Genomic DNA, 23,150 nt, shown 5'->3' on the forward strand with positions numbered 1-23,150 from the left:
CCGGCTGCCAGGGACGGAAGGACTTGGGCTTCTGCATGCCCCATTGTCTCAGCCAGAACCATTGCAGTCACTGGGATCTGGGCAGATTCAGGGGCGTCTGTGGAGAGATCGGGGCGGGATCTACGCGCGACAGGCTCCTAGCCCATCGGTTCCCGAAAAATTCGGAGGTGAAGACGGAATTGAGATCCAAGGGTCGGAAAACTTTCTCAACCTAATGAAACGTCTCAAGGTGTTTTTGTGCTATGCTCTGTATGCAGGTTCATGAACTGGTTCCTAGACATTCGCTTGGGATTGTCTTTTGAGGACGTTCCGTAAGATCTGTACCTACGGGAAGCCGATGGTTAGCCCCGGAGCCAGTTCTTCAGTGCTTTCTTCCAGCGCTTTCTGTTCTCCTTGCTGGGCAGGATGGTTGCTACTCCCTTCGCCTCGACTGCTTCGGCATCGCTGTCCGAGTTGTAGTAGTTGTAAGCCGTACTTGGATCCAAGGCTGAGGCCCCATCGGTGTAGCTGCCGTAGCCATACTTGCTATAGCCGTAGATACTGCTCTTCTCGCCGGTAGCGCTGCGGGCATTGGTCACTACCCCCAGCAAAGGAGCACCAGCGGAGCGGATCCGATCAATGGCCTGTTGCGGCAGTTGCCTGTCCACCTTGTTCAGGCCCACCACCAGCAGAATGCCGTCAAGGTTTTCCGCCAGCAGGGAGGCATCGGCCAGGCCCAGGGCAGGCGGGGTGTCGTAGAGGATCAGGTCGTAGGCGCCGGAGGCGGCGATGTCCTGCACCAGCTGCCCCATCCGTGCGGAGCTCAGCAGACGCGGCGGGTCGGGCACACGACGGCCGGCGGTGAGCACCTGCCAGCTGGTGTGGTCGGGCAAAGTCTGCAACAACGAGCGCCAGTCGGACCCCTCCTCGGTGAGCAGGTTCGAGAGCCCGCTGAGATTGTTCAGGCCGAGGCGGTGGTGCACCTGCGGCTGGCGCATGTCGGCATCCACCAGCAGCACACGCTTTCCCAGTTCACTCAGGGTTTTGGCCAGCAGAACGATCAGCAAACTCTTGCCCTCCGAGGGTACCGAGCTGCTTACCGCTACCGATTTCACCGGACGGTCGCTGTTCAGGAAGCGCAGGCTGGTGTAGAGATTCCGGAACGCCTCCTGGTAGGTGAAGCGCTGGTAGCCGGCCATGCCGGTCTGCTGGGCATCAAGGTCCGCCAGCAGGAAGCGCTTGTCCCGTCGCACCCCTTCGAAGAAGGAGATGTAGGGGATGTGCCCCAGCAGGGGCACCTTCAGATCCTCACGCACTTCACCCGGCGTGTGGAACACATGATCGAGGCGATCCCGCACCAAGGCCACACCACCTCCGGCCACCACACCCAGCAGCAGGCCCTGCAGCAGTCCTCGGCCCAGGCGGGGTTCCACAGGAATGGGATTGACTTCCGCCGGGCTGATCACCTTCCAGGGCACGTTGTTCTGGGCGATCTCCAGTTGGAACTGGTCGCGGGTGCTCTGGTAGCTGGCCAGGTTGCCCTGGGCGATCTCCAGTTTCCTCTGCAGGTCTTCGTACTGGCGCAACAGGGCTGGCGGTGCTGTTGCTGCTGTTGGTCTCCACCCTCTTCGGAACGGGCGAACTCCCGTTCCGCGGTTTCTGGCTGCTGTTCTGGCTGCTGCTCTCCGCGAGCCTGATCATCAGCCGCATCGTCATGCGCGACCTGCTGCGGCTCTGGCTGGCCAGGCGATCCTTCGCCATCAGTCCGGATCAGGGTCCAGGACGGAACCAGCGGCTGCCCACCCTGGTGTATGGGGCCGGTCAGGCGGCGGCTCAGCTGCTGGCCGACCTGCGGTATCAGAGCCGGTACGAGCTACAAGGCATTCTCGACGACGACCCGGCCCTGTGGGGGCGCCGCCTGGAGGGGTTGCCCATTCACTCACCCGACCAGCTGAGCCAGCTGATCAAGCACCATGGCATTCAGCAGATACTGTTGGCGATCCCTTCGGCCACGCGCCGCCGCCGTCGGGAGCTGGTGGATCAGTGCACCGCCTTTGGGCTGTCGGTGCTCTCGATTCCTTCCCTGGCCCGCATCGCTGCCGGGGAGGAGGTGGTCACCGACCTGCGGCCAGTGGCGATCGAGGATCTGCTCGGTCGCGAGACCTGCAAGCCTGACCCGTCCCTGCTGCGTGCCGCCGTGGCCGGGAAGGTGGTGCTGGTCACCGGCGCCGGTGGCTCGATCGGCTCGGAGCTCTGCCGCCAGATCCACCGCCAGCAGCCTCGTCGCCTGGTGCTGCTGGAGCGCAGTGAGCTGGCCCTCTACGAGCTCGAGCAGGAGCTCAGCAGCCTTCGCCAGGTCCTAAGGCACCCCCTGCCCGGCCTTGTCCCGGTCCTGGGGGACGTGGGCGATCGCCGGCGCCTGGCGAAGCTTTGCCATGACCATGGCGTGCAGGTGCTCTTCCATGCCGCCGCCTACAAGCATGTGCCCCTGGTGGAGGCGAACCCCTGCGCCGGGGTCGCCAACAACGTGCATGGCACCAGGGCGGCCCTGGAGGTGGCCTTCAGCTGCGGCCTGGAGCGCTTCGTCCTGATCTCCACCGACAAGGCCGTCCGTCCCACCAACGTGATGGGCGCCAGCAAGCGGGTCTGCGAACTGCTCGTGCAGGCCGCCGCCGCCCGCATGGCGGCCGCGGGGAAAGGGCCCATCTGCTCGATGGTGCGCTTCGGCAACGTGCTGGGCTCCTCGGGGTCTGTGGTGCCCCACTTCCGCCGCGAGATCGCCGCCGGTGGGCCGCTCACCGTGACCCATCCGCAGATCACCCGCTACTTCATGACGATTCCCGAGGCGGTCGAGCTCGTGCTGCAGTCCAGTGGCATGGCCCGTGGCGGGGAGGTGTTCGTGCTCGACATGGGCGAACCCGTGCGGATCCTGGATCTGGCCCGCCAGATGATCCGTCTCTCGGGCTTCACGATCCGCGACGACGCCCATCCCGATGGGGAGATCGCCATCGCCTTCACCGGCCTGCGTCCGGGCGAGAAGCTCTATGAGGAGCTGCTGATCCAGGAGAGCGATCAGCCCACCGACCATCCCCTGATCCGCAAGGCCAACGAGGACTTCCTTGCTCCCGAGCAGCTGGAACCCCTGGTCGAGGAGCTGCAGCACGTCCTGGAGGAATGGGACGACCTGCGCCTGATTCCTGCCCTGCGGGCTCTGGTGAGGGACTACCAGCCCCTGACCGGCCCCGTCAGCAAGAGTCGTACCACCTCCTGCCATCCTGCCGGCGAGTCCGGGATCGCCCTGCTTCCCGCCGGCTGAACTCACCCACGCTCGGGTTGGCCACCACCGGATCCACATGGGCCACCTGCTGCCAGAGCTCGCGCTCCGCCCAGCGCACTGTGTGGCTGATCCGATCTTGCTTCGACACATGGCACCAGCGGTTGCCGCCGCAGGCCGGGCAGAACAGCTCCTCCAGCCATTCGTTGCTGAGCACCAGCACCGGGTAGGCCTGGATCACCAGCCGCGCTTTCTTGTCGCTCATGCCCCGCTGCTTGAGCTGCTCGGGGCTGAGCAGGTGCAGAAAGTACTTGCGGCCGTTGCCAAGGAGGCGCTGCTCGGGGTGGGCTGGGCAGAACAGCTCTCTCCGTTTCGGTCGGCGGTTGCGCTGTGGCGATTCAGGCTCCGGAAGCGCTGATGGCATCGAAGGCGGCATCGGGGACTGGTGGACTCACCTGAATCTGATTATCAACGGAATCCGGCGTGACCGGCACGGACCGGCTGCCGCTCCCCTCACTTCGCCTCCATCCAGTTCGGCCCCACCCCCGTGTCCACCAGCAGTGGCACCCGCAGGCGCACGGCGTTCTCCATCACCTGCTTCACCGCCGCCAGCACCGGCTCGAGCGCCTCGGGGGCGGCCTCCAGCACCAGTTCGTCGTGCACCTGCAGCAGCAGCCGCGCCGGCAGGCCCGAGGTCCGCAGCTGCCGGTCGAGCTGCACCATCGCCAGCTTGATGATGTCGGCGCTGGAGCCCTGGATCGGGGCATTGGCCGCCGCCCGCAGCTGCTGGGCCTCCATCCCGGCCCGGCGGGCCACCTCCAGCTCGATCTCCTCCGGCGGCTTGCCCTTCAGCCGCCCCAGGCCGCCTGGGTCGAAGGCGAACGGGCGCCGCCGCCCCAGGATCGTCTCCACGTAGCCGCGGCTGAGGGCCAGCCGCTCCTGCAGCTCCAGGAAGGCGAACACCTTCGGGTAGCGCTGCTTGTACTTGGCCAGGAACTCCTTGGCCTCGGCCTGGCTGACGCCGGTTTCGCGCGCGAAGCGCTGGGCGCCCATGCCGTAGATCACACCGAAGTTGATCGTCTTGCCCAGGCGCCGCTCCTCGGGCGTCACCTCGTCCTTGTCCAGCAGCAGCCGGGCCGTGAGGGCGTGCACGTCGTCGCCGCTGGCGTAGGCCGCCACCAGCACCTCCTCGCCCGAGAGGTGGGTGAGGATGCGCAGCTCGATCTGGGAGTAGTCGGCACTGATCAGCTGCCAGCCCTCCTGGGGGAGGAACGCCTGGCGGATGCGGCGGCTGAACTCGGTGCGGATGGGGATGTTCTGCAGGTTCGGGTTGCTGCTCGACAGGCGGCCGGTGGCCGTCACGGCCTGGTTGAAGTCGGTGTGCACCCGCCCGGTTTCGGGCTCCACCAGGGCCGGCAGGGCATCCACGTAGGTGCTCTTGAGCTTGCTGAGGGTGCGGTGCTCCAGCACCAGTGGCACCACCGGATGGTCGCCGGCAAGCTTCTCGAGCACGGCGGCATCGGTGCTCCAGCCGGTCTTGGTCCTGCGCGATTTCTTGCGCTCGAGACCAAGCGTCTCGAACAGCAGCTCACCCAGCTGCTTGGGGGAGGCCAGGTTGAAGTCGACCCCGGCGGCCTCGCGGGCACCGGCCTCGAGGCTGGCGAGGGTGCCCGCCAGTTCTTCGCTCAGGGTCGCCAGATAGGGCTTGTCGATGCGGATGCCGGTGGCCTCCATCCGCGCCAGCACCGGCTCCAGCGGCAGTTCCACCTGATCGAGCAGTTTCGGCAGAGCTTCCCCCAGCTCCTGCAGTTGGCCGCGCAGCAGCGGCGTCAGCCGCCAGGTGAGATGCACATCCATGGCGCAGTAGCGGGCGGCGGCCTCGATCGGCACCGCCGCGAAGGTCTCCCCCTTGGCCACCAGCGCGCTGAAGCCGGTGGGCGTGAAGCCGAAATTGCGCTCCGCCAACACCTCCAGCCCGTGCTTGGCATTGGCATCGCGCAGGTAATCCGCCAGCAGGGTGTCCATCACCACCCCCTCCAGGCTGAGGCCGTGGCGCAGCAGGATCAGCCGGTCGTATTTGGCGTTCTGCAGGGTCTTCGGGTGCCGGGCGCTCTCGAGCCAGGGGGCCAGGGCTCCAATGACCTGATCAAGCGGCAACTGGGGCAGTGGTGGCTGGTGCGCGATCGGGATGTAGGCCAGCTCGCTGACCCCTTCGCCCCAGCAGAGCCCCACCCCCACCAGCTCGGCCTGGAAGGGGTTCAGCGAGGTGGTCTCGGTGTCGAGGGCGATCGGCCGGGCGGGATCGGTGGCGGCCATCAGTCGCACCAGCAGGGCTTTGAGCTGCGCCGGGGTCTGGATGATCTCGGGCTCCAGGGTTGGCGGGGCGTCGTCTGGAGCCGCCGCTGAGGGCTCGGTGGATTCAGCCGGCTGCTCGGGACTGGCGGGGGAGGCAGATGGCTCCTGGGCCCGGTGGTCGGCGGAGAAGGCCCGCTCGAAGGCCCCCAGCTGCCGGGCCAGGCTGTGCAGCTCCAGCTCCTCCAGCCGCTGGGCCAGGGCCGCGGCGTCCACGTCGCCGAGGGTCAGCCGCGGTTCGGCCGGCAGGGGGATGTCCACCAGGATCTCGGCGAGCATGCGCGAGCGGTAGGCGTTGTCGCGGTCGGTTTCGAGCTTCGTCTTGAGGGCGCCCTTCTGCTGATCCAGCGCCGCGTAGATGCCATCGAGGTTGAGGTGGGCCTTCAGCAGCGTGATCGCGGTCTTGGGGCCCACGCCCTTCACCCCGGGGATGTTGTCGCTGGCATCGCCGGTGAGGGCCTTGAGGTCCACCACCTCCTCCGGCGGCACCCCGAGCTTGGCGATCACGCCCTCGCGGCGGATCGTCAGCGGGCCTGAGCTCTTGGCATAAGGGCCGCCGCCCATGTACAGCACGGCGATGTCGCGGGCGTCGTCCACCAGCTGGAAGAGGTCGCGATCACCCGAGAGGATCCGCACCCGCCAGCCCGCGTCGGCGGCCCGGTTGGCCAGGGTGCCGAGCACGTCATCGGCCTCATAGCCGGGGGCCATGCACAGGGGCAGATCCATCGCCCCCGCCAGGATCTCCTGCAGGTTGGCCAGATCAGCGAAGAACTGCTCCGGCGCCTCATCCCGGTGGGCCTTGTAGCTGGCGTCGGCCTCGTGGCGGAAGGTGGGCTCGGCCGTGTCGAAGGCGATCACCACCCCCTGGGGGGTCAGCCCCTTCACGTTCTCCAGCAGGGCCTTCAGGAAGCCGTAGGTGACGCTGGTGGGCACCCCCTCCCTAGTGCTCAGGCCCCCCTCGCCCCCCTTGGCGAAGGCATAGAAGCTGCGGAAGGCCAGGGAATGGCCATCCACGAGCAGCAGCATCGGTGCTTCGGCCATCCCCGTCCCAATCCCCATGCCGGCTGGGGCATTCTGGGGGGCAACGGTCGTGCCGCCATGACGCGCCAACCCCGCCGCTATGCCATCCACCTGCTCCTGGCCGGAGGGCACCGGGAACTGGTGCACTTCCCCACGCTCGAAGCCTTTCAGCAGTGGTACGGCACCGTGCTCAACGCCGGTCCGCCCGAGGCCTTCATCAATGTGCCGATCAACGACCTGGAGGGGGAATACCTGGTGCTGCGTCCGAGCAGCGTGATCGGCATCCGGGTCGAGCCGAGGTACACCGCCCTCGACGACTGAGTCCATGGTGGTTGAATCGTGCCATGACTGATGCCCCCGAGAGGCTCCAGCTGCTCTGGGGGATCACCGTCTTCTCCGGTGCCCTGGCCCAGCTCGCCTCCCTGCTCACCGGCCTGCCGTCGGTGGTGCTGCTGCTGGCCTCCGGTCTGTTGATCGGCCGCTCGGGGCTGGGGCTGGTGGACCCCTTCGCCCTGGGCAGTGGCCTGGAAACCATCGTGGGGCTGCTGGTCAGCCTGGTGCTGTTCGACGGGGGGCTCAAGCTCAGCCTCCCCGGCACCACCACCCGCCAGGCGGTGCTGCGGATCGTGCTGGTGCGGCTGCTGGTGGCCCTTCCCGCCGGCCTGCTGGCGGCCCACTGGCTCGCCGGTCTGAGCTGGCAGCTGGCGGCGGTGTACAGCGCGATCGTGCTGGGCACGGGCCCCACCGTGGTCACCCCCCTGATTCAGCAGATGCGTCTGGCGCCTCCCCTGGGCGATGTGCTGGAGGGGGAGGGGCTGGTGCTGGAGCCCGTCGGCGCCGTTCTGGCCCTGCTGCTGCTGGAGCTGGTGCTCACCGACCGCTACGACTGGCAGGATCTCGCCCTGGAGCTGCTGCAGCGGCTCGGCTTCGGCGTAGCGGTGGGTGCCCTGAGCGGCTTCCTGCTGGCGGTGCTGCTGCGGCGGCTGCCCGTGGATCCTGAGAGCGGTCTGCGCCTGCAGCTCACCCTGGGGGTGATGTTCCTGATGTTCACCGGTTGTGAGGTGGTGATGCCCGAATCGGGCCTGCCCGCCGCCGTGATGGCCGGGGTGCTGGTGGGCCGCTTCGCCGACACCGACGCCGCCATGCTCGACGACCTGATCCGCCAGCTGGCCCAGCTGGCGATCAGCATCCTCTTCCCGCTGCTGGCCGCCGACGTGGCCTGGGCGGATCTCAGCCCCCTCGGCTGGGGTGGCGTGGCCTGCGTGCTCACCCTGATGCTGCTGGTGCGGCCCGTGGCCATGCAGATCGCCACCTTCGGTCTGCCCCTGAGTGGCGCCCAGAAGGTGCTGCTGAGCTGGCTGGCCCCGCGCGGAATCGTCACCGCCGCTGTGGCCAGCCTGTTTGCCCTGCGGCTCTATGAAGCGGGCGTGGAAGGGGCCGGAGCGCTGCAGGGTCTGGTGTTCCTCACGATCCTGATGACCGTGGGCCTTCAGGGATTTACCGCGACTCCCTTGGCGGGCCTGCTGGGCCTGCGCCTCACCGTGGAGGAGATGGAGGAGGAGGAGCGCCAGCGGGAGGAAGCCAAGGATCAACAGCTATCTGCTGCTGGGGTCATCCCCGCAACGGCTGCGGCCAGTCAGGCCTTGCCCATGGAGAACCCTCAGCCCTGAGCGAGGGCCTGGCGCAGCCTTGCCCGGTCTTCACCGCTGGCGTGCAGCAGCCGCCAGGTGGTGATCAGATCCGGACCCTGCAGGCTGCCCAGCAGGCCCGCCCGCAGGCTCTTCATCAGCACCCCCTTCTTCACCCCGGCGGCGCTGGCCGCCTCGGCCAGCAGGCTTTTGGCCTGCTCAACGCTCAGCTCCGGGGAGTCGGCGGAGTCGCTGGCGTCGCGTCCCTCAAGCCGCTCGAGCACAGCCGTGAGGGCCGCGGTGGCTCCATCGGCCTGCAGCTGCTGGCGGGCGCCCTCGTCGGGCTCGGGCCGCTCGAAGAACGGCCGGGCCTGCTCGACCCCATCGCGCAGCGTGGTGAGGGAGGGGCCGAGCAGCTCGCAGAGCTCCTGCTCCCAGGCCTCAGGGCTGGCGCCTGGCGCACTCCAGCCTTCTGCCTGCCAGAGCGGAACCAGGGCCTCGCGCAGCTCAGTGGGGGCCAGCTCATGCAGCACCTGGGCGTTCAGCCAGTTGAGCTTGTCCCAGTCGAAGCGAGCACCGGCCCGGTTGACCCGATCGAAGTCGAACGCCGCGGCGGCCTGCTCGAGCGTGAACCGCTCCCCCATGCCCTCCGGCGGCGACCAGCCCAGCAGGGTCATGTAGTTGGCGAGGGCCTCGGCGGTGTAGCCCATGGCGCGGAACTCACCCACCGAGGTGACACCATCGCGCTTGGAGAGCTTGCGGCCCTCCTGGTTGAGGATCAGGGGCGTGTGGGCGAAGACGGGCAGCGGCAGGCCGAGGGCCTCGTAGAGCAGCAGCTGCTTGGCCGTGTTGGCGATGTGGTCCTCGCCGCGGATCACGTGGCTGATGGCCATGGCGGCATCGTCGACCACCACCACCAGGTTGTAGAGCGGGTCGCCGATGCGATCGGCTGGCGCCCGCCGGGCGATCACCATGTCGCCCCCCAGGTCGCTGCCGCTCCAGCGCATCTCCCCGCGCACCAGGTCGCTCCAGCCGATCGTGGCGCCGTCGTCGATGCGGAAGCGCACCACCGCGTCGCGGCCTTCGGCGATGAACGCCTGCTGCTGCTCGGGCGTCAGATGCCGGTGCCGGTTGTCGTAGCGGGGGGCCGAGCCGCTGGCCTTCTGCCGCTCACGCATCTGCTCCAGCTCGGCTTCCGAGGCATAGCAGCGGTAGGCGTGCCCCGAGGCGAGCAGCTGGGCGATGGCAGCGCGGTGGACCTCGATCCGCTCGCTCTGGATCACCGGGTCGTCGTCCCAGCTGAGGCCCAGCCAGGCCAGACCATCGAGGATGTTGGCGGTGTAGTCCGGTCTGGAGCGCTCCCGGTCGGTGTCTTCGATGCGCAGCAGGAACGCTCCACCGTGATGGCGGGCGAACAGCCAGTTGAAGACCGCCGTGCGGGCGGTGCCGATGTGCAGGGTTCCCGTGGGGCTGGGAGCCAGACGAACCCGAACCGTCACCGGCAGATGCTCATGAGAGTGAAACGGGACTGACGGGATTCGAACCCGCAACTTCCGCCGTGACAGGGCGGTGCTCTAACCGGTTGAACTACAGTCCCAGATGGCCAGGGGCTGAAGGGCGAAAACCCTGGCCTGATCTGGCTTCTGGCGTCGTGACGACGACCAGAGAAGTATCCACTGCCGCTAGCCCCGCCGTCAACCGGCTGGCAAGCAGGCGAGCTCTAAGGGCGGAAGCCGGCGGGTTCGATCAGGCGCACCTGATTGCCCCTGGCGGTGAATTCCCGGCCCTGATCGCTCTGGACCACCACGCGGCCCCCGGATTTGACCCGGATGACCCTCGCGCGCACCCAGCCGAGAGCCGCAGACTCCAGCACCTTGACCACATCACCGGGTTGTAGATCCAACTCCATGTCCGGAACCAGGAAAGAGCAGGAAGGGGCATCGAGCGCGCCGTGGAGGACTTGAACCCCCGACATCAGGTTTTGGAGACCTGCGTTCTACCAGCTGAACTAACGGCGCATGACGATGCCCCTTCAGCCGGTGCACGAAGTGGCACCGGCATGGGCCAATGAACGATGAAGCTTCAGCGATCGAAGCGTTGCTTCACGCGGGTAGCTTTCCCCACACGGTCGCGCAGGTAGAAAAGTTTGGCTCGCCTCACTTTACCGCGACGCTCCACCTTGACGGTGGCGACCTGGGGGCTGTGCAGCAGGAAGACCCGCTCCACACCCACACCCTGGAAGATCCGGCGCACGGTGATGGTTTCGTTCATCCCGCCGTGGCGCTTGGCGATCACCACCCCTTCGTAGGGCTGGATGCGCTGCTTGTTGCCCTCGCTGATGCGCACGCCGACGCGCACCGTGTCGCCCACGTAGATCTCGGGCAGATCGCTCTTGAGCTGCTCGGCTTCAAGGGCCTTGATCAGGTCCTGGGCGCTCAGCTTGCCGGTGCGAGCCGGGGTCACGGCGGGCTTCTCCTCCACGGCCGTGGCGGCGACGGCCTCGACCACGTCCGTCTGATCAACGTCCGTCTGATCCACGCTCGTCTCATCCATGTTGGTGTCGTCCTTCAGTGCGGCCTTCGGTTCGGCGCTGTCGTTCAAATCGGCTGCCATCCCAGAATTGCGATCGCCCGGCCAAACAACCACTGTAACGGCTCATGTTCCCCCATCCTCCCGGGTCTCGGTCCTCTCTGCCCGGCTGCGCTGGCGGCTCCAGCCCTGCAGGGCCAGGCCGCTGCCGGTGATCAGCATCCAGAGCAACCCCAGGCCATTGAGCGCCACATAGAGCGTTTCGCCCGCAGGAGAGAGCCATTCGCCTTCGTGCAGCACCATCAGCACGTGCACCTGATCGCGGCTGAGCCCGCCCCAGTCGCGCAGCAGGCGGTAGCCCATGCCGCTGGTCACGGTGATCAGCAGGGGCAGCACCACCACCGGCCCGATCAGGGCATGCCAGCGGCGCAGCCGGGCCAGGACCTGCATGGTGCTCAGCAGCGATCAGGAAAGTTGATAGCTTGAATCCTGGAATGCCCGGCACCGTCAATGAATCTGTTCGCTGACCTGCTGGCGAGTACCCCGGGCCGCGCCGCCACCAGTGCTGCCTCATCCGTCACCAGCACCGGTCCGCGCATCCAGAAGGGACGACGGGGCGTGGAGATCAAATCGGCCCGCGAAATCCAGGTGATGCGCCAGGCCAGCCGCATCGTGGCCACGGTGCTGCGGGAGATCATGGAGATGGCCGCTCCGGGCCTGACCACCGCCGACCTCGACCGCCACGCCGAGCAACGCATCCGCGAGATGGGCGCCACCCCGAGCTTCAAGGGCTACCACGGTTTTCCAGCCAGCATCTGCGCCAGCATCAACAACCAGGTGGTGCATGGCATCCCCAGCGCCAGGCAGCTGATCAAGGAGGGTGACCTGGTCAAGATCGACACCGGCGCCTACTTCGAGGGCTACCACGGCGACAGTTGCGTGAGCATCTGCGTGGGTGCCTGCTCCGAGGACACCACCCGCCTCAGCCGCGTGGCCCAGGAATCGCTGATGCGTGGCCTCGGCAAGATCAAGGCGGGCAACACTCTGCTCGACATCGCCGGCGCCGTGCAGGACCACGTCGAGGCCCACGGCTACAGCGTGGTGGAGGACTACACCGGCCATGGCGTGGGCCGCAACCTGCACGAGGAGCCGTCGGTGTTCAACTTCCGCACCAGCGACCTGCCCAACCTCAAGCTCCGCGCCGGCATGACCCTGGCTGTCGAGCCGATCCTCAATGCCGGCAGCAAGAAGTGCCGCACCCTGCGCGACCAATGGACGGTGGTCACCGTGGATGGTTCGCTCTCGGCCCAGTGGGAGCACACGATCGTGGTCACCTCCGACGGCTGCGAGATCCTCACCGACCGCGACTTCTGAGCCCGTGACTCAGGATCCTTGATCCTCAGACAGCGGCCCTGCTGAACAGGCTTCCGTACACGTGGCGCAGGGCCATCTGCAGCGGCACCAGCACCAGCGTGAGCGGATTGGGGGTCACGATGATCAGGCCGAAGCCCCGCCGGGCCTGGGCGATCACCTGGCCGGCCACGAAGCCCGGGCTCATCACTCCGAAGGGATTGAGGGCGGAGCGGAACGGTCCGAGCACCAGGCGCCGGATCCGGCAGGGATTCTCCCCCTGATGGTCGAGGACCCGCAGGCTGATCAGCTGGCCGAGCAGGCGCTTGCTGATCTCATAAAGCGGGCTGAGGGCCGGCAGCAGCTCCGCTTCCGAGGTGTTCACCCACACCTCCCGGCAGGGGCCGCCGGCGGGCGCTTCGCCCAGCCCCAGGAACAGCTCCAGCAGCCGCCAGGCGCTGAGGGCGTTCACCTCCAGGCTGCGCGCCATCGCCGCGGCGCTGCGGTCGCCGTAGACGTTCACGCCGTGGTTGATCACCAGGATCTCGACCTCGCGCAGCAGTGGTTCCAGCTGCTGCTCCTCACCGCAGCACCAGACCACGCTGCGCAGGGCGATCGGCCTGCCCTCCCCGTCCTGCAGAACCACGGGCTCCGTGGCGGTGGTCAGGGCGATCAGCTCGGCCCCCTGGTCATGCAGAGCCCGCAGCAGGGCCGTGCCCAGGGCGCCGCTGGCCCCGGTCACCGCCACCCTGCGTCCCCGCAGGGGCAGCAGCACTGAGGCGGTCTGACCAGGTCCAGGCAAGGTGGGGATGGGGCATTCTTTGCAGGGGAATCATCCGTGATCTCGGAGCTTCCCGGCTTGCCTGATCGTTGTTCCCCCTCTCGCCTCCCTTGGGTCAGTTCTTCCGCTTCGGTGCCGCCCCCTCCAGTGCCACCACCGCCAGCCAGGACCCGGGACTGGTGGCTCTCTATGCGCCCTACTGCGGCGGCGTGACGCGTGAGGCCTGGTTGATCCAGGCGCTTGATCGCCTCACCCTCGGGGAACTCGATGGGGTGCGGCGTCTGCGGCCGGAAGGGGAGCATCCCTTCCAGCTGCGCTGGCAGGCGGGGCTCGCTCCCCAGGAGACCAGCCACTGTGAGCTCGGCTTCCCGGCCTCGCCTGAGCTCAGCTACCGCTTCGAACTGCCCACCCACCAGCTGGTGCGCTGGCTGATGGACCTGCTGGAGCAGCAGAGCGGCCAGGTGTTCGAGGCGTCGGCCTGCGATCTGCCCGAGAGCTTCTGGCGCTGGCTGCTGCTGGGGGAGTCCCCGCAGGCCACCGCCGCATAGATTGACGGCCCAGCGCCCAGCCCGAGGTCATTCCATGAGCAGCACCCTGCTGATCGGATCCTGTGATCCCTTCAGCGGCAAGTCCGCCCTGGTGCTCGGCCTGACCCGGACCCTGGCGCAGAAGGGCTTCCCGGTCCGCTACGGCAAGCCCCTGGCCACCAGCGTGCGTGCCGCCCGCCCGGGGGAGGCTCTCTCCCAGGGCTGTCTCGACGACGACGTCCGCTTCATCGGCAACATCCTCGGCCTGCCCGAGGCGCATCTGCTGCCCTCCCTGCATCTGCTCGAGGCCTCCACGGCCCAGGACCGGCTGCTGCGCGGCGACCTGGATCCCGGTGAGGGCTTCGCCCGTCTGCGTGACCAGCTGGCGGCCTACCCCGATGGCCTCACCCTGCTGGAGGGCACCGGCACCCTCAGCGAAGGCCTGCTCTATGGCCTCAGCCTGCCCCAGCTGGCCCGGGGACTGGACGCTCCCGTGGTGCTGGTTCACCTCTGGGACGACAGCCGCAGCGTTGATCCGCTGCTCGCGGCCCGCCAGCAGCTGCAGGACCAGCTGGCCGGCGTGGTGCTCAACGCCGTCGACCCCGACGCCGCGGAGCGCCTGCGGGCCGACGTGGTGCCGGCCCTCGAGCAGCTGGGCCTGCCGGTGTTCGGTGTGATGCCCCGCAGTCCGCTGCTGCGCAGCGTCACCGTGGAGGAGCTGGTGGAGCGCCTCGAGGCCCGGGTGCTCTGCTGCCACGAGCGGCTCGATCTGCTGGTGGAAACCCTTTCGATCGGTGCGATGAACGTCAACTCCGCCATGGAGTTCTTCCGCCGTCGCCGCAACATGGCCGTGGTCACCGGTGCCGACCGCACCGACATCCAGCTGGCGGCCCTGGAGGCCTCCACCCAGTGCCTGATCCTCACCGGGGCCGGTGAACCGCTCCCCCAGCTGATCAGCCGCGCCGAGGAGCTCGAGGTGCCGATCCTCAAGGTGGAACAGGACACCCTGACCACGGTGGAAGTGATCGAGCGCGCCTTCGGTCATGTGCGCCTGCACGAGACCGTCAAGGCCAGTTACGCCATTCGCCTGGTGGAGGAGCACTGCCGTTTCGATCGCCTCTACGCGCGACTCGGACTGGCGGTGCAGGGCTGAACCATGGGCCCCGCAAGGGCGCTGCTAGTTTCCCCCCATCGGATGCATTCACGAGGTGACCCGGTCCCTTGATCTGCCGGCCCTCGACCGGATCGACACGCTGGCGCAGGAGCTGGCCCTGCTCCAGGATCGCGGCAAGCGCCGCATCGCCATCCTCGGCAGCCGCCATGTCCCGGCCGTCTCGATCCACCTGGTGGAGCTGGTGGCCCGCTCCCTGGCCCAGGAGGGTCACAACCTGATCACCTCCGGCTCCCAGGGGGTGAATGCGGCGGTGATCCGTGGGGTGATCAGTGTCGATCCGGCCCGGCTCACCGTGCTCCTGCCCCAGAGCCTCGAGCGCCAGCCCAGAGAGTCACGGGAGCAGATCGAGCGGGTGCTGCATCTGGTCGAGAAGCCCGAGCACGACGAGCTGCCCCTGCCGATGGCCAGCAGCCTCTGCAACCAGGAGATCATCGGTCGCTGCGACCAACTCATCTGCTACGCCTTCCACGACAGTGAGACCCTGCTCTCCAGCTGCCGCACCGCCGAAGACATGAACAAGGTGGTCAGCCTGATGTTCTTCGACTGAGGGCCGCGAGCACCTGCAGGCGGGTCCCCTCCCGCCGCAGCACGGTCACCTCCTCCCCTGCCTGGGGGGCCGGCCCCCGGCCGTTCTCCAGCAGCTCTGCCGCCCAGCTCTGGCCCTGCCAGCGCACACGACCCCGCCCGCGCCCGTCGAAGGGCTGGATCACCTCCGCCCGCTCGCTGCCGGGCTCACTGAGGGCATCGGGTGCCGGCCGGCCCCGCAGCGACCAGCGTCTCAGCCCCACGTAGCCCCCCAGGAAGATCAGGCTGAACAGCGCCAGCTGGATCCCGGCAGCGAGGGGCAGCAGCGCCGAGATGGCCGAGAGCAGCAGCGCCGCCACCCCACCGATCACGAATCCATCCACGCTGGGGAAGATCAGCTCCAGCAGCAGCAACACCCCGCCACCGGCCAGCCAGATCAGGGGATGCATCACAACAGCGCGGGGGTCTCCAGTCTGCGGCGGAGGGTCTTCCTAGGCTGAAGCCGGCTCCGATCGGGCCGCTGTTCCGTTCTGCGCTGCGGCGCCTGCTGCCATGGAAGGTCTGTTCTCCATCCCCGCCCTGGTGCTTCTGGCCGTGCTCGGCGCCAGCGGGGTGAAGGTCACCAGCGGGGGGCGCTCCCGGCTGGTGGAGCGGCTCGGCCGCTACGACCGCGAGCTGCAGCCGGGCCTCTCCTTCGTGCTGCCGGGTCTGGAGCGGGTGGTCAGCAACCAGTCGCTGAAGGAGCGGGTGCTCGACATCCCCCCCCAGCAGTGCATCACCCGCGACAACGTCTCGATCACCGTCGATGCGGTGGTCTACTGGCAGCTGCTGCAGCACGCCAAGGCCCACTACGGCGTGGATGATCTGCAGGCGGCGATGGTGAACCTGGTGCTCACCCAGATCCGCGCCGAGATGGGCAAGCTCGACCTCGATCAGACCTTCACCACCCGCCAGGACGTCAATGAGATGCTGCTGCGGGAGCTCGACCAGGCCACCGACCCCTGGGGCGTGAAGGTGACCCGGGTGGAGCTGCGCGACATCATGCCCTCGCCGGGCGTGCAGCAGGCGATGGAGATGCAGATGAGCGCCGAGCGGGAGAAGCGGGCGGCGGTGCTGCGCTCGGAAGGGCAGCGGGAAGCGGAGGTGAATGCCGCCAAGGGCCGCGCCGAGGCCCTGGTGCTCGATGCCAAGGCCCAGCAGGAGGCGCTGCTGCTCGATGCCGAGGCCCAGGCCAAGCAGCAGGAGATGCTGGCCATGGCCCGCGGCCACGCCGCCGCCGAGCTGGCCCGGCTGATCGAGGCCAGCCCGTCGGGTTCCGAAGCGCTGCGGCTGCTGCTCGCCCAGGACTGGATGGAGATGGGCGAGCAGCTGGGCAAGGCTCCCGGCGGCAGTGTGCTGATGGTGGATCCCCAGAGTCCTGCCGCCCTGCTGGCGGCCCTGCGGGGGTTGCAGAAGGGCTGAGGCGTTCCGGGTTCAGGCTGCCAGCACGGCCCTGAGGCCTTCCAGGTAGAGCAGGGCCGTGCTGAGCAGGGCCCCCGCCCAGCAGAGGGAGCGCAGCAGCGGCACATCGCCCACGTAGGCGCCGATGTAGGCCAGCCGCAGCAGCGGTTGCAGCAGGGCCGCCACGGTCACCGGCAGGCCGCCCGCCCCCGCCTGCAGGCAGAGCAGGCAGGCCGGCGCGTGCAGGGTGAAGGCCTCGAAGCTGTTCTGGTGCGCCCAGCTGGCCCGCTGACCCCAGGCCGGCAGCCGCTCGAACATCGCCCGCGGCGCCGCCAGATCGGCCGGGGTGAAGTCGGCGCTGGCCCGCCCGGCCCCCAGGGGCACCAGGCTGAGGACCACCACCGCCCCCGAGAGCAACAGCGACCAGGCCAGGGCGGGGGCGGCGGCGAAGAGGGCGGCGGGCATCGGCAGCGGAGCGCAGCAGGGCCTCTTTTCTAGGATTGAGCCCGATCCGAGCGCAGCCGCTGCCCATGGCCGACACCTACTCCTTCGACGTGGTTTCCGATTTCGACCGGCAGGAACTCGTGAATGCCGTGGACCAGGTGCGACGCGAGGTGGGCCAGCGCTACGACCTCAAGGACTCCAAGACCGAGATCGAGCTGGAGGAGGGCAGCCTCACCATCACCACCGCCAGTGACATGACCCTCGAGGCGGTGGCCGACGTGCTGCGCCAGAAGGCCACCAAACGCCAGCTCTCGCTGAAGATCTTCGATTTCCAGACCCCTGAGCCCGTGGGCGGCAACCGCCTCCAGCAGGTGGTGAAGTTGCGCAAGGGGCTCAGCCAGGAGCTGGCCAAGTCGCTCAGCAAGACCGTCCGCGACCGGATCAAGAAGGTGACGGTGGCGATCCAGGGCGAGAGCCTGCGGGTCACCGGCAAGAACAAGGACGACCTGCAGCAGGTGATCCAGATCCTGCGCGCCGAAGACCCGGAGGTGCCGCTCCAGTTCGAGAACTACCGCTGAGGCCCCTGGGTGAGCGCAGTTGAGAGCCCTCAGCAGCCGGGCACCCAGCGGGGCTGGAGCTTCTGGATCGACCGCGGCGGCACCTTCACCGATCTGGTCGGCCTGGGACCCAGCGGCGAACTGGTGGTGCGCAAGGTGCTCTCCCAGCAGCCTGCGCTGGCTGGTGAGCCGGCGGTGGTCGCCATCCGTGAACTGCTGGGGGTGGCCCCCGGCCAACGGCTGCCGGCGGGGGCGGTGAGCGAGGTGCGGCTGGGAACCACGGTGGCCACCAATGCGCTGCTGGAAGACCGGGGGGCTCCCACCCTGTTGCTGATCAGCAGCGGTTTCGCCGACGCCCCCTGGATCGGGGACCAGCATCGCCCGGATCTGTTTGCCCTCCATGTCCAGCGCCCGGCTCCCCGCTACGGGCGGGTGCTGGAGGTGGAGGGGCGCCTGGCGGCGGATGGCAGCGAACTCCAGCCCCTGGGCCTTGATGCCGCCCTGGAGAAGGCCCTGCTGGAGGCGCGCGCCGAGGGCTTCAGCAGTTGCGCGGTGGCGCTGCTCCACGGCGCCCGTCACCCCCAGCATGAGCGCCGGCTGGGCACCTGGTTGCAGCCCTTCGGCTTTGAGCCCGTGGTGCTCTCCCATCAGGTGGGGTTGCGTCCCCGTCTCGTGCCCCGCGCCCAGACGGCCGTGGTGGAGGCCACCGTGGCGCCGGCCCTGGCCGATTACCTCGAGCGGTTGCGGCGGGAGCTGGGCCCCGAGTGCCGTCTGCGGGTGATGCAGTCGAGCGGCGGCCTGGTGGCCCCCGAACTGCTCAAGGCCAAGGACACGATCCTCTCCGGTCCGGCCGGTGGCATGGTCGCCGCCGTTCGGCTGGCGGGGGGGAGCACCCCCATCGTGGGGTTCGACATGGGGGGCACCTCCACCGATGTCTTCCATGTGCAGGCCGGCGGACCCGGCCCGGGCTGGGATCGGCGGGATGAAACGGAGATTGCCGGCCTCACCCTTCAGGCGGAGATGTTGCCGATTCACACCGTGGCCGCCGGCGGTGGGTCGGTGCTGCACTTCGATGGCCAGCGCCTGCAGGTGGGCCCCGCCTCGGCCGGGGCCGATCCCGGGCCGGCCTGTTACCGGCGCGGCGGGCCGCTCACGATCACCGACGCGAACCTGCTGCTGGGTCGGCTGCAGGCGCAGGCCTTCCCCGCGGTCTTCGGGCCGGCCGCCGATCAGGGGCCCGATCCGCAGGTGGTGCGGCGGGGCTTTCAGGAGCTGGCTGAGCGGGTGGCGATGGCCGGCGGCGGGCAACCCACAGCCGAGGAGCTGGCGGAAGGAGCCCTGGCGATCGCGATCGATCGCATGGCCGAGGCGATCCGGCGGATCTCGATTCAGCGGGGCCATGACGTCCGCGGCGCCACCCTGGTCTGCTTCGGCGGAGCGGGCGGCCAGCACGCCTGCGGCCTGGCCGAGCGGCTGGGCATCACCAGGGTGCTGCTTCATCCCCTGGCCGGGGTGCTCTCGGCCTACGGCATCGGCCTGGCCGATCAGCGCCTGCTGCTGGAGGAGGTGGTGCGACGTCCCCTGGATCAGCCCCTGGTGGAGCGGCTCCACCGCCAGGCCAGCAGCCTGATCGAGCAGGGCCGGCAGGCCCTGCTGGGGCCGGCGGGTGCTCCCTGCGCTGCTGATCACGCCGCTGTTCAGGCCGCAGTTCACGCCGAGGTGAGTGTCGGCGTTCGGCTCCGGGCCAGCGAAGTGACGCTCCCCCTGCCTCTGCAGGAGGCCAGCGCCTTGCGGCGGGAGTTCGAGCGTGCCCACCAGCGCCGTTTCGGTCACCGGCCTGAAAGCCCCGACCTCACGCTGGAGTGGCTGCTGGTGGAGGTGGTGGCCCCGGGCCCTGATCCGGCCCCATGGCGGCCCGAGCCGGGGGCGGGCTGTGCTCCATCCGCCCCGAACCAGCCGATCCAGCTCTACTGGGACGGCGCCTGGCGGGCCGTTCCCCTGCTGCAGCGCGACGGCCTGGCGGCCGGTGCCCGGCTCGAGGGCCCGGCGCTGGTGGTGGAGGCCACCGGCACCACCTGGCTGGCTCCGGGCTGGCGGGCCGAGTGCCGCCCCGATGGCGCTCTCCTGCTCAGCCACCGGCCTTCGGGAGCCGCGGCCGGACCGTCGCAGGCGGCCACGGCTGCGGTGGATCCGGTGAGCCTGGAGTTGTTCAACCACCGCTTCAGCGCCATCGCCGAGCAGATGGGCGTGCGCCTGCAGCAGAGCGCCCGCTCGGTGAACATCCGCGAGCGCCTCGATTTTTCCTGTGCGCTGTTCGATGCCCATGGCGGGCTGGTGGCCAATGCGCCCCACATCCCGGTCCATCTCGGCTCGATGGGGGCCAGTGTGCAGGGCCTGCTTGAGGCGGTGCGCCGGGGTGAGCGCCCTCCCCTGCGGCCCGGCGACGCGATCGTCTCCAACGACCCCTGCAACGGCGGCACCCATCTCCCCGATCTGACGGTGATCTCGCCGGTGTTCGTGCCCCGGCGGGGTTCACGGCCGGTCCACGGCTCAGTCGGCGAGGCAGCTCCGGATTTCTTCGTGGCCTCCAGGGGGCACCACGCCGATGTGGGCGGCATCACCCCCGGCTCGATGCCTCCCTTCAGCCGCTGCCTCGCTGAGGAGGGGGTGCTGCTCGACAACGTCCCCCTGCTGCGCGAGGGCGAGCTGCTGGCCGCCGACTGGCGGCAGCGGCTCGCGGCCGGTCCCCATCCCGTGCGCAACCCCGAGCAGCTGCTGGCCGATCTGCAGGCCCAGGTGGCGGCCAACCAGCTGGGTGCCCAGCTGCTGCTGGAACTGGCAGGGCGCGAGGGGCTCCAGCGGGTGACGGCCTACATGGCCCATGTGCAGGACAACGGAGCCGAGGTGGTGCGGCGGGTGATCGATCGGCTCGAGCCCGGTTGCTTCAGCCTCCCCCTCGATGGGGGCCTGCATCTTCAGGTGGCCGTGCGTCTCGACCGCGCCTCCCGCCGGGCAGTGATCGATTTCACGGGCACCTCCCCCCAGGACCCAGGCAACCGCAATGCCCCCCTGGCGATCACCCGGGCGGTGGTGCTCTACGTGTTCCGCTGCCTGGTGGGCGAGGCGGTACCGCTCAACGCCGGCTGCTTCCGGCCCCTGGAGCTGGTGGTGCCGCCGGGTTGCCTGCTCCGTCCCAGCCCTTCGGCCGCGGTGGTGGCCGGCAACGTGGAAACGTCCCAGGCGATCGCCAATGCCCTGTTCGCGGCCCTGGGGGTGCTGGCCGCCGCCCAGGGCACCATGAACAACCTCAGCTTCGGCAATGCGCGCTACCAGTACTACGAGACGATCTGCGGTGGCTGCGGCGCTGGTCGCTCCCTCGATGGCCAGGGATTCGAAGGGGCCTCGGCGGTGCAGAGCCACATGACCAACTCCCGCCTCACCGATCCTGAAATCCTCGAGGAGCGCTTTCCGGTGCGGCTGGAGGCCTTCGTGCTGCGCCGCGGCAGCGGTGGCGCCGGCCGGTGGCGGGGCGGGGATGGGGTGGTGCGGCGGATCCGCTTCCTCGAGCCGATGACCGCCGCGATCCTCTCCGGCTCCCGCCAGGTCGCCCCCTTCGGACTGGCGGGCGGCGGCCCCGGCCTGACGGGCCGCAACCGCCTGATCCGCGCGAATGGCACGGAACTGGAGCTGGGGGGAGGCGTGGAGCTGACGCTGGAGGCCGGTGAGGCCCTCGTGATCGAAACCCCAGGAGGGGGCGGTTATGGCGCTGGCTGAACGTCGGTGCCTGCTGGGCCTCGCTGTCGTGCTGCTGCCGCTGGCGGCGGCGGCGAATGTGCTCCAGGAGGCCGGCCAACGGTTCCAGCCGCTCTGGTCGGCGGGGGGCATGGTGGCCAGTCAGGAGGCGGAGGCGTCCCGGGTCGGCCGCGATGCGCTGCGGGCGGGGGGCAATGCCGTGGATGCGGCGGTGGCGGCTTCCTTTGCTTTGGCGGTCACCCACCCCCAGGCGGGGAACCTTGGCGGCGGTGGCTTCCTGGTGCTCTGGCAGCCCGAGCGGCTCAGCCGAGGGCAGCCGCTGGCGCCCCAGGAGCTGCGGGTGGGCCAGGGCCGGGCGGTGACGATCAACTTCCGGGAGCGCGCGCCCCTGGCGGCCGGCCCCGACCTGCTGCTCGATGCCAGCGGCGCGGTGGACCGTCGCAAGGCCACCCGCAGCCTGCTCAGCACCGGGGTGCCCGGCACGGTGGCCGGGCTGCTGCTGGCCCACCGCCACTACGGCCGGCTCCCCCTGGGCCGCCTGATCGCCCCCTCGATTCGCCTGGCCGATGAGGGCGTGGTGGTGAGCAAGGCCCTGGCGGATTCCCTGCAGGCCGCGGCACCGCTGCTGCGCGCCGATCCCGAATCGGCGCGGTTGTTCTTACGCCCCGGGGGGAAGCCCTACCGACCCGGTGATCACCTGCGCCAGCCGGAGCTTGCCGGCACCCTGCGCCGCATCGCGGCTGAGGGGGAGCAGGGGTTCTACGCAGGGCCGGTGGCCCAGCAGCTGGTGGCGTTGATGCGCCGCCGCGGAGGCCTGATCAGCGCCGACGACCTCCGCGGCTACCGGGCCCGCCTCCAGGCTCCGCTGCTGGGCGACTGGCGGGGCCATCCCGTGATCGCCATGCCCCCGCCCAGCTCCGGCGGGGTCACCCTGATCCAGCTGCTCAACATCCTCGAAGGCTTCGACCTGGCAGCCCTGGGGCTGAACAGTGCCGCGGCCCTGCATCCGATGGTGGAGGCGATGAACCTGGCCTATCGCGACCGCAACCGCTGGCTGGGGGATCCACGCTTCGTTGAGATGCCCCTGAAGCGCCTGCTGAGCCAGGGCTATGCCGATCAGCTGCGCCGCACGATCCGGCCCGAGAGCCACCGGCCGGCCGGCGAGCTGGATCCACCCCCCGCTGGCCGCGCCGTTGAAAGTACCAACACCACCCACCTCTCGGTGATCGATCGCGACGGCACGATGGTGGCCACCACCACCACCTTGAATTTCCCCTACGGCAATGGCGTGAGCGTGCCCGGCGCCGGGTTCCTGCTCAACAACGAGATGGACGACTTCACCGCCCTGCCGGGGGCGCCCAATGCCTTCGGCCTGGTGCAGGGGAAAGCCAATGCCATCGCCCCCGGCAAGCAGCCGCTGAGCTCGATGGCGCCCACCCTGGTGCTCAGCCCCGAGGGGCTGCCGCTGCTGGCCACCGGCAGCCCGGGTGGCAGCCGCATCATCACCACCGTGCTGCAGGTGCTGCTCAACCGGCTCGAGCATGGCCTGAACCTGGCTTCCGCCGTGGCGGCCAGCCGGATCCACAGCCAGCACTGGCCCGATCAGCTGGCGGTGGAGGAGGGCCTCAGCCCCGACACCCTCAGGATCCTGGAGGCGATGGGACACCGCTGGCGGCTGGTGCCTGCCATGGGGGCGGCCCACTCGCTCGAGGCCCTGCCCGGCGGCGGCACCCTGGGCGCTGTGGATCCCCGGCGCGCCGAAGCGGCGCTCTCGGGTGAGTGAAACCGGGCTACTCCCGGAGTCCGGCTCGTGCCCA

At 69.2% G+C, this 23,150-nt stretch carries 21 protein-coding genes and 2 tRNA genes; 11 read left to right on the top strand and 12 right to left on the bottom strand.

Translation table 11 applies throughout. From position 1 onward, the window contains the following. Window positions 1-341: 341 nt before the first annotated feature. Window positions 342-1,565 (bottom strand): tyrosine-protein kinase domain-containing protein, encoded by a 1,224-nt coding sequence (locus KQ297_RS05195; protein ID WP_259738483.1) that lies wholly within the window; start codon window positions 1,563-1,565, stop codon window positions 342-344. Window positions 1,566-1,576: 11 nt separating this feature from the next. Between KQ297_RS05195 and KQ297_RS05200 the strand changes: the two genes are divergently transcribed. Further along, on the top strand, window positions 1,577-3,295 hold the full coding sequence (locus tag KQ297_RS05200) for a nucleoside-diphosphate sugar epimerase/dehydratase (protein ID WP_259738484.1): 1,719 nt from the start codon (window positions 1,577-1,579) through the stop codon (window positions 3,293-3,295). On the opposite strand, the gene KQ297_RS05205 is transcribed toward KQ297_RS05200, so the two are convergent. After that, window positions 3,225-3,677, bottom strand: a complete 453-nt coding sequence (locus KQ297_RS05205) for a hypothetical protein (RefSeq protein ID WP_259738485.1) — start codon at window positions 3,675-3,677, stop codon at window positions 3,225-3,227. The genes KQ297_RS05200 and KQ297_RS05205 overlap by 71 nt on opposite strands. An 89-nt stretch (window positions 3,678-3,766) precedes the next feature. Further along, on the bottom strand, window positions 3,767-6,646 hold the full coding sequence (gene polA, locus KQ297_RS05210) for a DNA polymerase I (RefSeq protein WP_259738486.1): 2,880 nt from the start codon (window positions 6,644-6,646) through the stop codon (window positions 3,767-3,769). 57 nt (window positions 6,647-6,703) lie between these two features. On the opposite strand from polA, the gene KQ297_RS05215 reads away from it, so the two are divergent. Next, window positions 6,704-6,946, top strand: a complete 243-nt coding sequence (locus KQ297_RS05215) for a hypothetical protein (RefSeq protein WP_185466126.1) — start codon at window positions 6,704-6,706, stop codon at window positions 6,944-6,946. Window positions 6,947-6,969: 23 nt separating this feature from the next. Then, the gene (locus tag KQ297_RS05220; protein WP_259738487.1) at window positions 6,970-8,295 is read left to right on the top strand and encodes a sodium:proton antiporter; all 1,326 of its coding nucleotides are present in this window, start codon (window positions 6,970-6,972) and stop codon (window positions 8,293-8,295) included. Here the strand turns inward: KQ297_RS05220 and gltX are convergent. The 6 genes from gltX to KQ297_RS05250 form a co-directional block, all read right to left on the bottom strand. Next, a complete protein-coding gene (gene gltX / locus KQ297_RS05225) occupies window positions 8,286-9,752 on the bottom strand; it encodes a glutamate--tRNA ligase (RefSeq protein WP_259738488.1) in 1,467 nt (488 codons plus the stop codon). The genes KQ297_RS05220 and gltX overlap by 10 nt on opposite strands. A gap of 24 nt (window positions 9,753-9,776) precedes the next feature. Next, window positions 9,777-9,850, bottom strand: a tRNA-Asp gene (locus tag KQ297_RS05230). A 123-nt stretch (window positions 9,851-9,973) separates the two neighbouring features. Then, entirely contained in the window at window positions 9,974-10,162 is a 189-nt protein-coding gene (locus tag KQ297_RS05235) for a hyperconserved protein Hcp (protein ID WP_006043540.1), read from the bottom strand. A 36-nt stretch (window positions 10,163-10,198) separates the two neighbouring features. Further along, window positions 10,199-10,271: transfer RNA gene (locus KQ297_RS05240), tRNA-Trp, on the bottom strand. A 64-nt stretch (window positions 10,272-10,335) separates the two neighbouring features. Beyond that, entirely contained in the window at window positions 10,336-10,866 is a 531-nt protein-coding gene (gene rplS / locus KQ297_RS05245; RefSeq protein WP_259738489.1) for a 50S ribosomal protein L19, read from the bottom strand. 42 nt (window positions 10,867-10,908) lie between these two features. Continuing rightward, complete coding sequence (locus KQ297_RS05250) at window positions 10,909-11,232, bottom strand: peptidase (protein ID WP_259738490.1); 324 nt, start codon at window positions 11,230-11,232, stop codon at window positions 10,909-10,911. Between the two features lie 60 nt (window positions 11,233-11,292). Here KQ297_RS05250 and map point away from each other — a divergent pair, with 60 nt between their 5' ends. Then, the gene (map, locus tag KQ297_RS05255; RefSeq protein WP_259738491.1) at window positions 11,293-12,156 is read left to right on the top strand and encodes a type I methionyl aminopeptidase; all 864 of its coding nucleotides are present in this window, start codon (window positions 11,293-11,295) and stop codon (window positions 12,154-12,156) included. Between the two features lie 25 nt (window positions 12,157-12,181). Here map and KQ297_RS05260 read toward each other — a convergent pair whose 3' ends face one another. Further along, window positions 12,182-12,934, bottom strand: coding sequence for an NAD-dependent epimerase/dehydratase family protein (locus KQ297_RS05260; protein WP_259738492.1), 753 nt, complete (start codon window positions 12,932-12,934; stop codon window positions 12,182-12,184). An 89-nt stretch (window positions 12,935-13,023) separates the two neighbouring features. On the opposite strand from KQ297_RS05260, the gene ebsA reads away from it, so the two are divergent. The 3 genes from ebsA to KQ297_RS05275 are packed head-to-tail and all read left to right on the top strand — an operon-like array spanning window position 13,024 to window position 15,161. Beyond that, on the top strand, window positions 13,024-13,461 hold the full coding sequence (ebsA, locus tag KQ297_RS05265; RefSeq protein ID WP_259738493.1) for a type IV pilus biogenesis protein EbsA: 438 nt from the start codon (window positions 13,024-13,026) through the stop codon (window positions 13,459-13,461). 34 nt (window positions 13,462-13,495) lie between these two features. After that, a complete protein-coding gene (locus KQ297_RS05270; RefSeq protein WP_259738494.1) occupies window positions 13,496-14,593 on the top strand; it encodes a phosphotransacetylase family protein in 1,098 nt (365 codons plus the stop codon). 55 nt (window positions 14,594-14,648) lie between these two features. Beyond that, entirely contained in the window at window positions 14,649-15,161 is a 513-nt protein-coding gene (locus KQ297_RS05275; protein ID WP_185474803.1) for a DNA recombination-mediator protein A, read from the top strand. Here the strand turns inward: KQ297_RS05275 and KQ297_RS05280 are convergent. Next, window positions 15,139-15,588 carry an NfeD family protein gene (locus KQ297_RS05280; protein WP_259738495.1) on the bottom strand — a complete coding sequence of 150 codons (450 nt, stop codon included), beginning with the start codon at window positions 15,586-15,588 and terminating at the stop codon, window positions 15,139-15,141. The two genes, KQ297_RS05275 and KQ297_RS05280, sit on opposite strands and share 23 nt — an antisense overlap. Window positions 15,589-15,691: 103 nt before the next feature. Between KQ297_RS05280 and KQ297_RS05285 the strand changes: the two genes are divergently transcribed. Continuing rightward, on the top strand, window positions 15,692-16,600 hold the full coding sequence (locus KQ297_RS05285; RefSeq protein ID WP_185466144.1) for an SPFH domain-containing protein: 909 nt from the start codon (window positions 15,692-15,694) through the stop codon (window positions 16,598-16,600). Window positions 16,601-16,612: 12 nt separating this feature from the next. Here the strand turns inward: KQ297_RS05285 and KQ297_RS05290 are convergent, their stop codons facing one another. Beyond that, window positions 16,613-17,044 carry an MAPEG family protein gene (locus tag KQ297_RS05290; RefSeq protein ID WP_259738496.1) on the bottom strand — a complete coding sequence of 144 codons (432 nt, stop codon included), beginning with the start codon at window positions 17,042-17,044 and terminating at the stop codon, window positions 16,613-16,615. A 65-nt stretch (window positions 17,045-17,109) separates the two neighbouring features. On the opposite strand from KQ297_RS05290, the gene KQ297_RS05295 reads away from it, so the two are divergent. Genes KQ297_RS05295 through ggt form a run of 3 tightly spaced genes read left to right on the top strand, consistent with a single transcriptional unit; the run spans window position 17,110 to window position 23,116 of the window. Continuing rightward, window positions 17,110-17,601, top strand: coding sequence for a YajQ family cyclic di-GMP-binding protein (locus KQ297_RS05295; protein WP_259738497.1), 492 nt, complete (start codon window positions 17,110-17,112; stop codon window positions 17,599-17,601). A 9-nt stretch (window positions 17,602-17,610) separates the two neighbouring features. Further along, a complete protein-coding gene (locus KQ297_RS05300; protein WP_259738498.1) occupies window positions 17,611-21,354 on the top strand; it encodes a hydantoinase B/oxoprolinase family protein in 3,744 nt (1,247 codons plus the stop codon). Next, window positions 21,341-23,116: a gamma-glutamyltransferase gene (ggt, locus tag KQ297_RS05305; protein WP_259738499.1), complete on the top strand. Its 1,776-nt coding sequence runs from the start codon at window positions 21,341-21,343 to the stop codon at window positions 23,114-23,116. The genes KQ297_RS05300 and ggt overlap by 14 nt, the downstream gene beginning before the upstream one ends. The last annotated feature ends 34 nt before the right edge of the window (window positions 23,117-23,150 follow it).

Origin of the sequence: Synechococcus sp. CS-205 (assembly GCF_025128255.1) — a bacterium.
Classification (GTDB): Bacteria; Cyanobacteriota; Cyanobacteriia; order PCC-6307; family Cyanobiaceae; genus Regnicoccus_A.